The sequence below is a fragment of the Pseudomonas svalbardensis genome (assembly GCF_030053115.1).
Taxonomy (GTDB): domain Bacteria; phylum Pseudomonadota; class Gammaproteobacteria; order Pseudomonadales; family Pseudomonadaceae; genus Aquipseudomonas; species Aquipseudomonas svalbardensis.
Window position 1 is genome coordinate 2104527 of the sequence record NZ_CP125619.1, and the last position, 15846, is coordinate 2120372.

The window sequence follows — 15846 nt, forward strand, 5'->3', positions numbered from 1 at the left end:
TGGTGAGAGAGGTAATGCAGTGGTTGTGCCAAGTTCTTCAGGTACCCGGATTTACTGGGGTTGGTCGCGGACTCGGCATTTGATTTGGATGTTTTTGCACTGAAACATTGCACGTTGCCCGCAATTGGAGCGGTCTGTAGCAACTGGCGAAGCCTGCGTTCGGCTGCTACAGGGGATCGGTGTTAGCCGTGAAATATCAAAACCAGCAACACCAGGTTCACCAGCAACGACACCAGCGCCAAGGTCCGCCAGACCTTCAACGGTTCGCGCTCCAGCAGCGGTCTGGGTCGCACGCTCAAACTGCGCCGCTCGCCCTGTTCCAGCAGCAGCAACCATTCTTCCGCCGTTTCAAAGCGTTGATCCGGATCCGCCGCCACGGCGTGCTCCAGACTTTGCGTAATCCATTCCGGCAGGTCGGGTCGATAGCGACTGGCGCTGACAGGAACCCCGAACCGTGGGCGCTGGAAGGCTTCGATTTCGCCGTAGGGATAATGCCCGGTGAGCAGGAAATACAAGGTCACGCCGACGGCATACAGGTCCTGTTGCGGTGTCGGTGCTTCCCCGCGAAAGGCTTCCGGCGCGATGTAACTGGGTGTTCCGGGCAGGGCAGAAGGCTGATCTTCGGAAAGGCCCGGGCAGTAGGCGAGACCAAAGTCCAGCAGGCGTAATTCGCCGTCGTCCCCCAGCAGCAGGTTCTCCGGTTTGATATCGCGATGGAGAATCTGCCGTCGATGCAGCATGCCAACGGCGCGCAGCAGGCGTTCGGCCAAATCCTGCCATTGGGGCAGAGGCAGCGGTCCGACATCGGCGTGCAACTCCGCCAAGGTAGATCCGGAATATTCCCGCATCACGTAGTACAAATGCTGACGCTGACTGGCGGCGTGGACTTCAGGGAAATGCCGCCCGGCCACGCGCTTGAGAAACCATTCTTCCGACAGCAACGCCTGCCCGGCCAAGTGATCGTCGCGCAGTGCACCGGGCAAGGTTTTCAGCAGCCAGGGTTGTTGTTGCCCATCGCGTACCCGATAGAGCAGCGACTGCTGGCTCTGGCCGAGTAATCCCTCAATCTGCCAGCCCTCGAAAGTCTGGCCAGCTTTCAAGGCTGGCGGCAGCGGCCATTGCTGCAAATGAATCAACGCATCGCCGATGCTCGTTTCACCGAGGGCATCGACCCGCACCAGCAAGGCGCTGGCATTGTCCTGGCTGCCGGCCAGATGCGCCGCGTTGACCAAGGTCTGCGCGGCGCTGTTCAGATCCGGTTGATCGCGCAGAATTGCCGCAATCGCGGTGTCACCCAGCACGGCCCAAATGCCGTCGCTGAGCAGTACGAAACTTTCGTTCAACCGCAGTTCGCCATCGAGAAAATCCAGCACCAAATGCTGATCGAGCCCAAGGGCCCGTTTGAGCACATGCTGCATGCCGGGCTGGTCCCAGACGTGATCCTCGCTGACCCGCTGCAAGGTGTCGGCGTGCCAGCGATAAACCCGGCAATCTCCGACATGGGCCAAGGTAAAACGCCTACCGCGCATCACCAAAGCACTGACCGTGGTGAGCAACGGTTGCCCACCGCCATTGGCCTGCAACCAGCGATTTTGGGCCAGTAGCAGACGATCCAATGCCTGTGCGACACCCCAGGTTTCCGGTGTGGCGTAGTAATCCAGCGCCAAAGCCTGCAACGTCGAGCGGGCGGCGAGGCCACCATCGGCGCACTGGCTGACGCCATCGGCGATGGCGAACAGGTAACCCTTGCTCGCCGCCAGCGCCGGGGCCGGAGTCACCAGGCGCAGGGCGTCCTGATTCTCCTCGCGAGGGCCGATGGCGCTCGCTTCGGCAAAACTCAGTTGCAGGCTCATTAAGGCTTCAGACCCGAGCAGCGGTCACGGCTGCCGAACCCCAAGTGGTTCTCCAGCGACGTTTCACGCCGTGCAGACCGAACCAGGCCAGAACGCCAAGGCTGGCGAACAACCACAAGGCCAGTTGATAGCTGCCGGTGCTTTGTTTGATCGCGCCCATGCCCGCTGCCAGTGCAAATCCACCAATACCGCCGGCCATGCCGATCAAACCGGTCATCACACCGATCTCGCGACGAAAGCGCTGCGGCACCAATTGGAAAACGGCGCCGTTACCTGCGCCCAAACCGAGCATGGTGCAGACGAAAAGTGCCAGTGCCGCGTAGGAACTCGGCAGATTGAAACCCACCGCTGCGATGCAGACCGCCGCCACCGTGTACATCCCCAAGAGGGTGCGAATGCCACCGAAACGGTCGGCCAGAGCGCCGCCCAACGGACGCATCAAGCTGCCACCGAACACGCAGGCTGCGGTGTAGTAACCGGCAGTCACCGGGCTCAGGCCATATTGGTCGTTGAAATAGCCGGGCAGGGCGCTGGCGAGGCCGATGAAGCCGCCGAAGGTCACGCTGTAGAAAAACATGAACCACCAGCTGTCGCGGTCGCCCAAGGCCTTGAAGTAGTCGGACATCGATTTGGCTTTTGGCCGTTCAGGCGCGTTTTTGGCCAGCCAGGCGAAGACGATGAGGGTCAGGATCAGCGGGATCAGGGCGAAGCCGAACACGTTGCTCCAGCCAAATGCAGCGGCCAGCACCGGGGCGATCAGTGCAGCGAGCACTGTGCCCGAGTTACCGGCACCGGCGATGCCCATGGCTTTGCCTTGGTGTTGTGGCGGATACCATTGCGACGCCAGCGGCAGAGCGACGGCGAAGGATGCGCCGGCCATGCCGAGGAACAGGCCCAGCACCAGCGCTTGTTCATAACTGTGGATGCCGAGTTTCCAGGCGCCGAACAGGGCGCAGATGACGATCACCTGTCCAATCAGCCCGGCGGTTTTCGGCGACAGGCGATCAGCCAGCAAGCCCATCACAAAGCGCAATACCGCCCCGGCCAGAATCGGCGTGGCCACCATCAGTCCGCGCTGTTGGGTGGTCAGCTGCAGATCGGCGGCGATCTGCACCGCCATTGGACCGAGCAGGTACCAGACCATGAAACTCAGGTCGAAATAGAGGAAGGCCGCGAACAGTGTCGGGGTATGGCCGGATTTCCAGAAGCTTGAATTCATCGCGCACCTCAGCTGTTAGGAGTCTCGAGAAGGAGTCATGAGCTTGCAGGTGGGGCGCCGCATCGGCCGCACCACCGGCCCCGGTCTGTGGGGCCAAAACAAAAAAACGCCGCCACCGGATTCGCCAAAGGGCAAATGAGGTGAGCGACGTCTTTGTCGTAGGTGGGGCAACCGCCGTTGGTTACCTGTGGCGATTACCTAGCGAGATCTGTGCCAACAGGTGAAACCGAGTCGCCGCCATTCGCGAGCAGGCTCACTCCCACAGGGAATTGCGCCGTACACAAATCAACTGTGGGAGTGAGCTTGCTCCGGGCGGCGTTCCGACGATGGGGTCCTTTCAGGCACTACAGAGCTTCAGCCGAGCAACTCACTCATGGCGATGATCTGCTCCGCCACCTGAATCAGCTTCTGCTGCCGGCTCATGGCCTGGCGGCGCATCAGGGTGTAGGCCTCTTCCTCGTTGCAGTCCTTCATTTTCATCAGCAGCCCTTTGGCCAGCTCGATGCGCTTGCGCTCGGCAAGTTGCTGGTCGCGGGCGTTGAGCTGGGCGCGCAAGGCCTGGTCGCTTTCAAAACGCGCCATGGCCACGTCGAGAATCGGCTGCAAGCGCTGTGCGTGGATGCCTTCGACGATGTAGGCACTGACGCCGGACTTGATCGCCTGACGCATCACATCGGGGTCATGTTCATCGGTAAACATCACGATCGGCCGCGGTTGGTCGCGGCTCACCAGCACCACTTGTTCCATCACATCGCGGCTCGGTGACTCGGTATCGATCAAAATCACGTCCGGACGCACCGTTTCGACGCGCGCGGGCAAGTCGATGGTCAGGCCCGACTCGTCGATCACCTCGAACCCGGCTTCGGTCAGGGCCGCCTTCAGGCGACCGACTTTCTTCGCGGTGTCGTTGATCAGCAGGATACGCAACATATTCGTAGTCTCCTGTCAGCGGCTGGCGAGAAGGGGCGAGCTGTCGCTCATGGCGTGCAGCTTGAAACTGCGGGCATAGCCGGCGGGGTCCAGGCCATCCCAGACCTTGCCGTCGATCAACTGGCTGCTGCGCATTGGCTGATCACTCACGGCCACACCTACGGTGGTGGCGGCCTCTCGATACAAGTCTAGTTGCTGGACCTGACGGGCCACGCCGAGGTAGTCCGGGTCGTCGCGCAACAAACCCCAACGGCGGAACTGAGTCATGAACCACATGCCATCGGACAGATACGGCAGATTGACCTCGCCATCACCATGGAAGCGCAGCGCGTGCGGGTCTTGCCAGCGATGACCCAGGCCATCGGCGTAGTCACCGAGCAATCGCGGTTCGATGCAGTCGAGCGGTGCGTCGAGGTATTGCGGGGCACTCAACAGCTTCGCGGTGCTGCGGCGATTCTCGGTGCTTTCTTCGATGAAGCGGCTGGCCTCCAGAATCGCCATCACCAGCGCCCTTGCGGTGTTGGGGTATTGCTCGACAAAGGCGCGGGTGCAACCGAGGACTTTTTCCGGATGATCGGGCCAGATGGTCTGGGTGGTTGCCATCGTGAACCCCAGACTTTGCTGCACCGCGCTGGCGGACCATGGCTCGCCGACGCAGAAGCCGTCGATGCGCCCGGCTTGCAGGTGCGCGACCATTTGCGGCGGCGGCACCACCACGCTGTCGACGTCCTGCAACGGGTGGATGCCCTGACTCGCGAGCCAGTAATACAGCCACATGGCGTGGGTGCCCGTAGGAAATGTCTGGGCGAAGGTGAGTTTTGGGCGACTTTGGTGCACGTGCCGTTCCAGTGCTTCAGGACTGGTCACGCCCAGCGCCTGCAAGCCATGGGAGAGGTTGATGCTCTGGCCATTCTGATTCAGGCCCATGAGCACCGCCATGTCGGTCGATGCGACACCGCCGATGCCCAAATGCACGGCGTAGATCAAACCGTACAGGCTGTGGGCGGCGTCGAGTTCGCCACTGACCAGTTTGTCCCGCAGGTTGGCCCAGGACGACTGGCGCTTGAGGTTCAGGGTCAGGCCATAAGGTTGGGCAAAGCCCTGCGTGGCCGCGACCACTACCGAGGCGCAGTCGCTCAGGGCCATGAAGCCGAGGCTGATTTCGGTCTTTTCCGGGGCATCGCTGCCGTTGACCCAGGCCAGGGGGTTGGCTGGAACTTCAATCATCAGTAAACACCTTCCATAAAAAAGCGCCGGACCGGGCTGCTTGCCAGGGCAAGGCCAAGTGACGACGCCGTTGTCTTTCGACTCATCCCGCCGTTGGCATGAGTGCTGATGTCAGTGACGGTGCAAGGCATATGCCATCGCACGCTGATTTTGTCGCGCGCCTCGCCTGCAACCCCGATGCCCGGCTATAATCGCCGCCACTTTTCGTAGCCCAGAGTCAAACCCGCCCATGTACACCCTGGCCCGTCAGCTGTTGTTCAAACTTTCCCCGGAAACCTCCCACGATCTGTCCCTGGACCTGATCGGCGCGGGCGGGCGTTTGGGCCTCAACGGCTTGCTGTGCAAGGCACCGGCGAAAATGCCGGTGACCGTCATGGGCCTCGACTTCCCGAACCCGGTGGGTCTGGCGGCCGGTCTGGACAAGAACGGCGCGGCCATCGACGGTTTTGCGCAACTGGGTTTTGGTTTTGTCGAAATCGGCACCATCACGCCGCGCCCGCAGCCGGGCAATCCGAAGCCACGGATTTTCCGTCTGCCGGAAGCCGAGGCGATCATCAATCGCATGGGGTTCAACAACCTCGGCGTTGATCACCTGCTGGCGCGAGTGGCGGCGGCCAAGTTCAAGGGCGTGCTGGGCATCAATATCGGCAAAAACTTCGATACCCCGGTTGAGCGGGCGGTCGACGACTACCTGATCTGCCTGGACAAGGTCTACGCCCACGCCAGCTATGTGACGGTCAATGTCAGTTCGCCGAACACCCCGGGCCTGCGCAGCCTGCAATTCGGCGATTCGCTGAAGCAGTTGTTGGCCGACCTGGCAACGCGCCGCGCAGAACTGGCGCTGCGCCACGGCAAACATGTACCACTGGCGATCAAGATTGCGCCGGACATGACCGACGAAGAAACCGCTCAGGTCGCGCAAGCGCTGATCGAAACCGGGATGGACGCGGTGATCGCCACCAACACCACCCTCAGTCGCGTCGGTGTAGAAGGCATGGAGCATGGTGACGAGGCGGGCGGTTTGTCCGGCGCACCGGTTCGCGACAAGAGCACCCACACCGTGAAGGTGCTGGCGGCCGAGTTGGCCGGTCGCTTGCCGATCATCGCCGTGGGCGGCATCACCGAAGGCAAGCACGCGGCTGAGAAAATCGCTGCGGGTGCCAGCCTGGTGCAGCTCTATTCCGGCTTCATCTATAAAGGTCCGGCGCTGATTCGTGAATCTGTAGACGCCATCGCCGCCTTGCGCTGACCTTGTAGCAACTGCCGAGCCTGCGAGGCTGCGTTCGGCTGCGCAGCAGTCGTAGAATCAGACACCGCGGTCTTACAGGTACACCGTGCTTTCAGGTTTCACGACGGCTCTGCCGCCGAACGCAGCCTCGCGGTGCTCGGTAGCTGCTACAAGGGAATTGTATTTTGGCGAAAAGCAGGCATAAAAAAGGGCTCCTCGAAGGAGCCCCTGGGCCGAAGCCCGCCGCCCGGATGGGGCGTGCGTGGTAAGTCGTTACGTAATCAAATTGTCGTGTCGGAGTGTGTGCCCTGTGTTAGCCGACGGCGTGAAGTTCGTTGAGTCTATGGATTCCCGCAGTGCCGGTCATACCGTCCCAGTTGTCGCCGCGTCCTTCTCGCCAGCCGTTAATCCAGGCTTGGCGTACCGACGGTAGAGTAAATGGGCAAAGCTCACGGGATTTGCCACCAACTCCATATTGATATCCGCGCAAAAATGCTCTTTCCAACGGATCACGCTTAAGTCTTCTCATAGGGTGTTGCCCTCACTTGTTGACTGTATTTATCGCGTCGACCTCAATTGAGGTCTGGCAGAAAAACTCCTGCCGTTGGGGCTCGCTGCCGGCGTCGCGAGCCAAGGTGTTGACGTCATTGCGGCGTCAACCTGTGTTGAGTTCTAACCAATGCGTCACATCGAGGGAATGATCGTTTTGTCATAAGGACGTAACTATTAAGGTGGTATGGCCATAAGTAACACGATGTTGTCCCGTGTTTATTGGCAAAACCCCGGTATGATCGGCCCTGCGCTGCATGATGGATTGAATCCCTAAGTGAGAACGCCTCCTGTTGAGCAGGGGGACTATTCGACGAAGGGTCGACTTATGACATTTTGTTGCATCAACTTTTTTATCTGTCTTTGCATCTAAGCTCTTTTAACCCGAGCAGCAAGGGTGGAACGGCACACCTTCGTGCCACGCGGGCGCTCTTTTAGAAAAGCGCCTGATTGAAAACCGGGCCGGCAATGCGTTGTCGGTTCACTAAGCCAAAGGCTCTGAAATTCCAATGTCCGATCAATTCGAAATCTTCCTCACTTGCCCAAAAGGCCTTGAAGGCCTGCTCATCGAGGAAGCCGTCGGGCTTGGCCTTGAAGAAGCGCGTGAGCACACCTCTGCCGTGCGTGGCATGGCAACCATGGAAACCGCTTATCGCCTGTGCCTGTGGTCGCGTCTGGCGAACCGGGTGCTGCTGGTGCTCAAGCGTTTCCCGATGAAGGACGCCGAAGATCTTTATCACGGCGTGCTGGATATCGAGTGGCAAGACCACATGCTCAACGATGGCACCCTGGCCGTTGAGTTCAGCGGTCACGGCTCGGGCATCGACAACACCCACTTCGGCGCCTTGAAGGTCAAGGACGCCATCGTCGACAAACTGCGCACGCCGCAGGGCGATCGTCCGTCCATCGACAAACTCAATCCGGACCTGCGCATTCACCTGCGCCTGGACCGTGGTGAAGCGATCCTGTCCCTCGACCTCTCGGGCCACAGCCTGCACCAGCGCGGCTATCGCTTGCAGCAGGGCGCGGCGCCGCTGAAGGAAAACCTCGCGGCCGCAATCCTGATCCGTTCCGGCTGGCCACGCATTGCGGCCGATGGCGGCGCGCTGGCTGACCCGATGTGCGGTGTCGGTACGTTCCTCGTCGAAGCCGCGATGATCGCCGCCGACATGGCGCCGAACCTGCGTCGCGAGCAGTGGGGTTTCACGGCCTGGCTCGGTCACGTCCCGGCGCTGTGGAAAAAGCTTCACGAAGAAGCCACTGAGCGTTGCGCGGCCGGTCTGGCCAAGCCCCCGCTGTGGATTCGCGGTTACGAAGCCGATCCGCGCCTGATTCAACCGGGCCGCAATAACGTTGAACGTGCCGGCCTGAGCGAGTGGATCAAGATCTACCAGGGCGAAGTCGGGACGTTCGAGCCGCGTCCAGACCAGAACCAGAAAGGCCTGGTGATTTGCAACCCACCGTACGGCGAACGTCTGGGTGATGAAGCGAGCTTGCTCTATCTCTACCAGAACCTCGGCGAACGTCTGCGTCAGGCCTGCTTGAACTGGGAAGCCGCGGTATTCACCGGCGCCCCGGACCTGGGCAAGCGCATGGGCATCCGCAGCCACAAACAGTATTCGTTCTGGAACGGCGCGTTGCCGTGCAAGTTGCTGCTGATCAAAGTCACTCCGGACCAGTTCGTTACCGGCGAACGTCGCACTCCGGAACAGCGTCAGGTCGAGCGTGAACAAGTTCAAGCCGAAGTCGAAGTCGCAGACAACGACGTAGCACCCGGCAAGTACGAGAAGTACAACAAGAATGGCAACCCGATCAAACCGGCACCGGTGGTGATCGAGCAGCCGCGCTTGAGCGAAGGCGGACAGATGTTTGCCAACCGTCTGCAAAAGAACCTCAAGGCCCTTGGCAAGTGGGTCAAGCGTGAAGGCATCGACTGCTACCGCGTCTACGATGCCGACATGCCGGAATACTCCATGGCCATCGACCTGTATCAGGATTGGGTCCACGTCCAGGAATACGCCGCGCCGAAGTCCATCGATCCGGAAAAAGCCTCGGCGCGCATGTTCGATGCCCTGGCCGCCATTCCGCAGGCCCTGAACATCGACAAGAGCCGCGTGGTGGTTAAACGTCGCGAGCGTCAGAGCGGCACCAAGCAGTACGAACGCCAAGCGGCACAGGGCAAGTTCGTCGAGGTCAACGAAGGCGGCGTGAAGCTGCTGGTCAACCTCACTGACTACCTCGACACCGGGCTGTTTCTCGATCACCGGCCAATGCGCATGCGGATTCAGAAAGAGGCGGCCGGCAAACGTTTCCTCAATCTGTATAGCTACACCGCAACCGCCAGTGTTCACGCAGCCAAGGGCGGCGCGCGCAGCACCACCAGCGTCGACCTGTCGAAAACCTATCTGGACTGGGCGCGTCGCAACTTGTCGCTGAACGGTTTCTCCGACAAGAACCGTCTGGAGCAGGGCGACGTGATGGCCTGGCTCGACGCCTGCCGTGACGAATACGACCTGATCTTCATCGATCCGCCGACGTTCTCCAACTCCAAGCGCATGGAAGGGATCTTCGACGTGCAGCGTGACCAGGTGCAATTGATCGACCTGGCCATGGCGCGTCTGGCCCCGGGCGGCGTGTTGTACTTCTCCAACAACTTCCGCAAGTTCCAGCTCGAGGAAAACCTCACCGAGCGTTATGCGGTCGAGGAAATCACCGCCCAGACCATCGATCCGGATTTCGCCCGTAATGGCAAAATCCACCGTGCCTGGAAAATCACGGCTCGTTGACACTTGAAGGGATTGGATCCACAGAGCCTTGATTTTTAAAGGCTCTTGGCTTCTTTCTGTGCTGGTCAAATTGATGGCTAATAGCTATAACTCAACGCATGGCCAATGGGCTTTCCCGCACCTGGCGTTTTGAGTTGCGTCTATGTCGTTGCACGCCGTGCGCCCCAAGATCCTGGGTTTTATCAGTGAAGATGCCTCGGCCTGGCTGGTCGCGCTGCTGGTATTGCTCGTCGGCGCAATTCTCACGGGATTGCTGGCGTGGTCGACGCTGAATCTGTTCCACCATCAACTGCGGCAACGTTTCCAACTGCTGGCCAGTGAACGTTACAGCCGTATCGAAGAACGCTTCGAAGATCAGGAGCAGCGCCTCGATGGCCTGCGCCGGTTCTTTGCCAATTCCGATTCGGTCTCCCGCGCGGAGTTCGACGGTTACACCCAACCGCTGCTGCACCGGACTCAGGCCTATTCCTTCGCCAAGCGGGTAACCGGTGCCGAACGAGCGGAATTTGAACGCCAGGTGCGTGCAGAGGGTTTACCCGAGTTCACCCTGCGCGAACTCAATGCCGACGGCCAACTGCAACTGGCGGCCGAACGGGAGGAGTACGTGGCGGTGCTTTACAGCCAGACCCAAAGCACGCTTGGCTCGCCCCTGGGCTACGACTTGTTGGCTCAACCCTTGCGCCGTTCCACCCTTGAACGGGCCGATCAGCACGGCGGCATGGCGGTATCGCAGCCGATGCATCTGGCCAGTATCGAGCCGGCCTATGCACGCGGCGTGCTGCTGGTCGCGCCGGTGCTGCTGCGCAATAGCCCGACCACGGCGGGGTTGAAACCGTTCGGTTATGTTATGGCCGTGATCAGCATGCGCCAGTTGCTGGCGGACGGGCTGCCGGAGGCGGGCCGTGACTACCTTTCGGTGCGCATCCTCGACTTATCCACAGATGATCAGCACGAAGTGCTTTATGAGTCTCCCAACACCCCAGCCCCCAGTGAATTGGCCGCGACCCGGCTGCTGCGGCTCGCCGACCATGACTATCAAGTCGACATTCAGCCCAGCGATGCCTTCCTGAAAGCCAACCACTCTTCTGTGACCAGCCTGATAGTGCTGGGTGGTTTACTCAGTCTGTTGCTCAGTGCCTTGCTCTATGTGCTGGTCAGTCAGCGTCAACGGGCGCTGAAAATGGTCGAGCAACGGACCCAGGAACTGCGCGCCCGCGAGCAGGAGTTGCGCGGCACCCATGGCCAGTTGCGCGGCGTGCTGAATGCCGCGACCCAGGTGGCGATCATCGCCACTGACTTACGCGGGATCATCAGCACCTTTAATGCCGGTGCAGAGCAAATGCTCGGCTACACCAGCGCAGAGGTGGTGGGCCACATGACCCTGGAAAACTTGCACCTGCCCCGGGAGCTTCTCGCCCGCTCGGCGGAGTTGAGTGCGCGCTATGGCAAACCGATTCCGACCTGCCAGGCGATGTTGGTCGAGGGCGGCGAGGAGGGCGGTCACGAAGCGCGGGAATGGACGCTGCTGCGTAGCGACGGCAGCCATTTGACGGTGAACATGCTCGCGACCCCGGTACTCGACGAGCAAGGCCTGTGGGTCGGGCACTTGGCGATCTGTATCGACATCACCGAGCGCAAGCGCGTCCACGAGGCCCTGGCGGCACGGGACCTGTTGTTGAAGAAACTCAGCGCTCATCTGCCCGGCGGGATCTACCAGTTCAAAATGGAGTTCGATGGGCGCTTCAGCGTGATCTACGCCAGCGACGGTATTCGCGAGATCTACGAACTTGAGCCGGATGTGCTGTTGCTCAACGCCGAAGCGATTTTCACGCGGATTCATCCGCAGGACACCACCCGAGTCCGCGCCTCGATCCGGGCATCGGCGGACACCCTCAGCCCTTGGCGCGAGGAATACCGCGTGCTGCTGCCCCTGCGCGGCCTGCGCTGGGTTCGTGGCGAGGCGACGCCGGAGGAACTGCCCGGTGGTGGCGTGCTCTGGCATGGCTACGTCTCGGACATCTCCGACCTCAAGCGGGTGCAAGAAGAATTGCGCGCGCTGTCGATCACTGACTCGCTGACCGGGATCCACAACCGCCGCTATTTCCAGGAACGCCTGACCACCGAAATGGCCCGGGTCGAGCGCGGTGGCGGCGAACTATCGGTGATCATGCTCGATATCGACCACTTCAAGCGTATCAATGACCAGCATGGCCACGCGGTCGGCGATAGGGTGTTGCAGATCGTGTGCGAACGCATCGGCCATCGGCTGCGCCGCACCGACGTGTTCTGTCGCCTGGGTGGTGAGGAGTTCATGGTGCTTTGCCCGGACATCAACGGCGAGCATGCCCATGTCCTGGCCTTGCAGCTATGGCAAGGGTTGCGCAGTTCGCCGATCGAAGGCGTCGGGACAGTGACCGCCAGTTTCGGGATTGCCAGTTGGCGAGTCGGGGAGGGCGCGGATGCGCTGCTGCTGCGGGCGGATTCGGGGGTGTACGCGGCGAAACAGGCCGGGCGGGATCGGGTAGAAGAAGAGATGAGTTAGGTCCGGCTACGCAATACCCTGTGGGAGCGAGCCTGCTCGCGAAAGCGGTCTGTCAATCACATCGTTGCTGGATGTGACGCCGTCTTCGCGAGCAGGCTCGCTCCCATATTGGATCTAAGGTGTCTGGTAGATCGGGTTAGAGCACCGAAGCCGTTTCCGGCAGTTTCGGCTGGCGATACAGGTCCAGCAGCACCTGATCCAGCACCGACGACGCGCCAAACGGTGCCTTGTCGTTGAGGATCGCCACCACAGCCCAGGTATTGCCGTTGATGTCGCGGCTGAAACCGGCAATCGCCCGCACGGTATTCAGGGTGCCGGTCTTGACGTGGGCTTCACCGCGCATCGCAGTGGTCTTCAGGCGTTTGCGCATAGTGCCATCGGTGCCGGCAATCGGCATCGAACTGATGAACTCGGCCGCGTACGGACTTCTCCAGGCGGCTTGCAGCATGCCAGCCAATTCACGCGCACTCACACGTTCGGCACGGGACAGACCGGAGCCGTTTTCCATCACCAGGTGCGGCGCGGTGATGCCTTTCTTCGCCAGCCACTGACGCACGACACGCTGTGCAGCCTTGGCATCGTCACCGTCGGCCTCGGTGCGGAACTGCGCGCCCAGGCTCAGGAACAGCTGCTGGGCCATGGTGTTGTTACTGTATTTGTTGATGTCGCGGATGATTTCCGCCAGGTCCGGCGAGAAGGCCCGAGCCAGGACCTTGGCATTTTTAGGCGTTGGCGCCAGACGGTCCACGCCCTGAATGCTGCCGCCCAGTTCCTTCCAGATCGCTCGCACGGCACCCGCGGTGTAGGTCGCGTGGTCGAGCAGCGACAGGTAAGTCTGGGAGCTGCAGCCCTCGCCCAACTGGCCGCCGACCGTCACGGTCACGCTGCCATCGGCCTGGGGCACCGGGTTGTAACGCACGCCACCGGTGCATTGCTTGGAGTTGACGGCTTTGACCTGATTTTCGATGCGAATGGTGGCAATCGGCGGCTCCACCGACACCAGCACCCGGCCGTTGTCGTTACGCGCCACGAAGCGCAGGGCCTTGAGGTTGACCATCAGCGCGTCAGGTTTGACCAGGAACGGCTTGTTATCGTCATTGCCGTCGTCGTTGAACTGCGGTAATTGCGGTTGTACGAAGAAATTGCGGTCCAGCACCAGATCGCCGGTGATTTGCGTCACACCGTTGGCGCGCAGGTCACGCATCAGCAACCAGAGTTTTTCCATGTTTAGCTTCGGATCGCCGCCACCCTTGAGGTAGAGGTTACCGTTGAGGATGCCGCCGCTGAGCGTGCCGTCGGTGTAGAACTCGGTTTTCCACTGGTGGTTCGGGCCGAGCATTTCCAGCGCCGCGTAAGTGGTGACCAGTTTCATGGTCGAGGCCGGATTGACGGAGACGTCAGCGTTGAAAATCGTCGGGGTGCCAGGGCCGTTGAGCGGGATCATCACCAGCGACAGGGCGTTGTCCTGCATCTTGCTGGCCTTGAGGGCTTTTTCAACGTTGGGCGATAGCGCGGTGTTGATCGAGGCGGCGGAAACAGAGAAGGCCAGAGGGAGCAGAAAACCGGCCAGTAACAATGGACGCAAAGATTTGATCATGTGAAATAAAACCCTACAGCCGAGGGGGAAAAAGACGAGGGCATGAAGATAAATTCCCTCATTGGTCATGAAAGTGTCGGCATTATGCCCCAAGGTGTAGCGGCTTGTGCCGTGCCCTGGCCTTCTAATCCGCTATTTTTTACCGACGGTAGGGCTTGCAACCCAGAGAGACGGGCAATCGGCGCCTTAAACTGCTAAAGTGCCGCCCGTTATTACTTATGAGGATTGTTCCAATGGCGACTAACCGTTCCCAGCGTCTGCGCAAAAAACTGTGCGTCGATGAATTTCAAGAGCTGGGTTTCGAACTGAACCTGGATTTTAAAGAAGATTTGGCTGATGAAGCCATTGATGCTTTCCTCGACGCGTTCCTGAAAGAAGCCATGGAAGCCAACGGTCTGGGCTATGTTGGCGGCGACGACTTCGGTCTGGTTTGCCTGCAGAAGCGTGGCTCGGTGTCCGAAGAGCAGCGCGCCGCTGTTGAAGCCTGGCTCAAAGGCCGCAGCGAACTGACTGAAGCGACTGTCAGCCCGCTGATCGACGTCTGGTACCCGGAAAAGCCGATCAATCCGGTAGCTTGATGTCATAAAAAACGGCGACCCAAGGGTCGCCGTTTTTTTTTGTGACGATCAAAGGATCGCAGCCTCGTTTCACTCGACAGCTGCTACAGGGCAATGCAATCCCTGTAGCAGCTGTCGAGTGAAACGAGGCTGCGAGCTTTTAGCTTTTACGCCAGTTCAGAATCACCAACGTCAACACCCCCGCCACAATCCCCCAGAACGCCGAACCGATGGAAAACAGCGTCAACCCCGACGCCGTCACCATAAAGGTAATCAGCGCCGCTTCACGTTCCTTCACTTCATTCATGGCGATGCTCAAGCCATTGATGATCGAGCCGAACAACGCCAGCGCCGCAATCGACAGCACCAGCTCTTTCGGCAGCGCGGCAAACAGCGCCGCCAACGTCGCGCCGAACACCCCGGCGATCCCGTAGAAAATCCCGCACCAGACGGCCGCCGTGTAGCGCTTGTTACGATCCTCATGGGCATGCGGCCCGGTGCAAATCGCCGCACTGATGGCCGCGAGGTTGATCCCGTGGGAACCGAACGGCGCAAGCAGTAATGAGGCGATGCCGGTCGTGGTGATCAGCGGCGAAGCCGGCACGGTGTAACCGTCAGCGCGCAGCACGGCGATGCCCGGCATGTTCTGCGACGTCATTGCCACGACAAACAGCGGGATGCCGATGCTGATGGTCGCGGCCAGGGAGAAGTGCGGCGTGGTCCAGACCGGCGTCGCCACTTCCAGATGGAAACCGCTGAAATCCAGCAGCCCCATGAACCCCGACAGCGTCGTGCCGATCAACAGCGCGGCCAGCACGGCATAACGTGGCGACAGGCGTTTGACCACCAGATAAGTGAAGAACATCCCCAGTACCAGAGCAGTGCGATGCTGGGCGGCGACGAAGATTTCGCTCCCGATCTTGAACAGAATTCCCGCCAGCAAAGCTGCGGCCAATGACGCTGGAATCTTTTTCACCAGCCGTTCGAAGCTGCCGGTCAGGCCACAAAGGGTCACCAGCACCGCGCAGGTAATGTAAGCACCGATGGCTTCACCGTACGTCACGCCGCCCAGACTGGTGATCAGCAACGCCGCGCCGGGGGTCGACCAGGCGATCGTGATGGGGGTGCGGTAGCGCAAAGACAGGCCAATCGAGCACACCGCCATGCCAATGGAGATCGCCCAGATCCACGACGAAATCTGCCCGCTGGTCAGACCTGCCGCTTGCCCAGCCTGGAACATCAGGACCAGCGAGCTGGTGTAACCGGTCATCATCGCGATGAAGCCGGCGACGATCGCCGAGGGTGACGTGTCGGCCAAAGGGCGGAGCTGCGTATGTGTGGCGTCGTTCATGACAGCG

At 60.5% G+C, this 15846-nt stretch carries 11 protein-coding genes and 1 pseudogene; 5 read left to right on the top strand and 7 right to left on the bottom strand.

Annotated elements, in window-relative coordinates; translation table 11 throughout:
- Positions 1–182: 182 nt before the first annotated feature.
- Together QFX16_RS09620 and QFX16_RS09625 are read right to left on the bottom strand one after the other, a co-directional pair.
- Positions 183–1853, bottom strand: a complete 1671-nt coding sequence (locus QFX16_RS09620; RefSeq protein WP_283183732.1) for a bifunctional protein-serine/threonine kinase/phosphatase — start codon at positions 1851–1853, stop codon at positions 183–185.
- A gap of 7 nt (positions 1854–1860) precedes the next feature.
- Positions 1861–3072 carry a nitrate/nitrite transporter gene (locus tag QFX16_RS09625; protein WP_283183733.1) on the bottom strand — a complete coding sequence of 404 codons (1212 nt, stop codon included), beginning with the start codon at positions 3070–3072 and terminating at the stop codon, positions 1861–1863.
- 37 nt (positions 3073–3109) lie between these two features.
- Here QFX16_RS09625 and QFX16_RS29535 point away from each other — a divergent pair.
- Positions 3110–3296: pseudogene (locus QFX16_RS29535) on the top strand (hypothetical protein).
- 130 nt (positions 3297–3426) lie between these two features.
- Here QFX16_RS29535 and QFX16_RS09630 read toward each other — a convergent pair.
- Together QFX16_RS09630 and QFX16_RS09635 are read right to left on the bottom strand one after the other, a co-directional pair.
- Positions 3427–4002 (bottom strand): ANTAR domain-containing response regulator, encoded by a 576-nt coding sequence (locus tag QFX16_RS09630; protein ID WP_008146285.1) that lies wholly within the window; start codon positions 4000–4002, stop codon positions 3427–3429.
- A 15-nt stretch (positions 4003–4017) separates the two neighbouring features.
- Positions 4018–5229 carry a CmpA/NrtA family ABC transporter substrate-binding protein gene (locus QFX16_RS09635; protein ID WP_283183734.1) on the bottom strand — a complete coding sequence of 404 codons (1212 nt, stop codon included), beginning with the start codon at positions 5227–5229 and terminating at the stop codon, positions 4018–4020.
- Positions 5230–5458: 229 nt separating this feature from the next.
- Here QFX16_RS09635 and QFX16_RS09640 point away from each other — a divergent pair, with 229 nt between their 5' ends.
- Entirely contained in the window at positions 5459–6478 is a 1020-nt protein-coding gene (locus QFX16_RS09640; RefSeq protein ID WP_134421785.1) for a quinone-dependent dihydroorotate dehydrogenase, read from the top strand.
- A 292-nt stretch (positions 6479–6770) separates the two neighbouring features.
- Here QFX16_RS09640 and rmf read toward each other — a convergent pair whose 3' ends face one another.
- Positions 6771–6986, bottom strand: coding sequence for a ribosome modulation factor (gene rmf, locus QFX16_RS09645; protein ID WP_003223300.1), 216 nt, complete (start codon positions 6984–6986; stop codon positions 6771–6773).
- A 529-nt stretch (positions 6987–7515) separates the two neighbouring features.
- Here rmf and rlmKL point away from each other — a divergent pair.
- A complete protein-coding gene (gene rlmKL / locus QFX16_RS09650) occupies positions 7516–9792 on the top strand; it encodes a bifunctional 23S rRNA (guanine(2069)-N(7))-methyltransferase RlmK/23S rRNA (guanine(2445)-N(2))-methyltransferase RlmL (protein ID WP_140893630.1) in 2277 nt (758 codons plus the stop codon).
- Between the two features lie 142 nt (positions 9793–9934).
- On the top strand, positions 9935–12334 hold the full coding sequence (locus tag QFX16_RS09655; RefSeq protein WP_283183735.1) for a sensor domain-containing diguanylate cyclase: 2400 nt from the start codon (positions 9935–9937) through the stop codon (positions 12332–12334).
- A gap of 136 nt (positions 12335–12470) precedes the next feature.
- Here the strand turns inward: QFX16_RS09655 and dacB are convergent, their stop codons facing one another.
- Positions 12471–13931: a D-alanyl-D-alanine carboxypeptidase/D-alanyl-D-alanine endopeptidase gene (gene dacB / locus QFX16_RS09660; RefSeq protein WP_283183736.1), complete on the bottom strand. Its 1461-nt coding sequence runs from the start codon at positions 13929–13931 to the stop codon at positions 12471–12473.
- 233 nt (positions 13932–14164) lie between these two features.
- Between dacB and QFX16_RS09665 the strand changes: the two genes are divergently transcribed.
- Positions 14165–14509 carry a YggL family protein gene (locus QFX16_RS09665; RefSeq protein ID WP_007896965.1) on the top strand — a complete coding sequence of 115 codons (345 nt, stop codon included), beginning with the start codon at positions 14165–14167 and terminating at the stop codon, positions 14507–14509.
- 139 nt (positions 14510–14648) lie between these two features.
- Here the strand turns inward: QFX16_RS09665 and QFX16_RS09670 are convergent, their stop codons facing one another.
- Positions 14649–15839 (bottom strand): benzoate/H(+) symporter BenE family transporter, encoded by a 1191-nt coding sequence (locus QFX16_RS09670; protein WP_283183737.1) that lies wholly within the window; start codon positions 15837–15839, stop codon positions 14649–14651.
- Between the last annotated feature and the right edge of the window lie 7 nt (positions 15840–15846).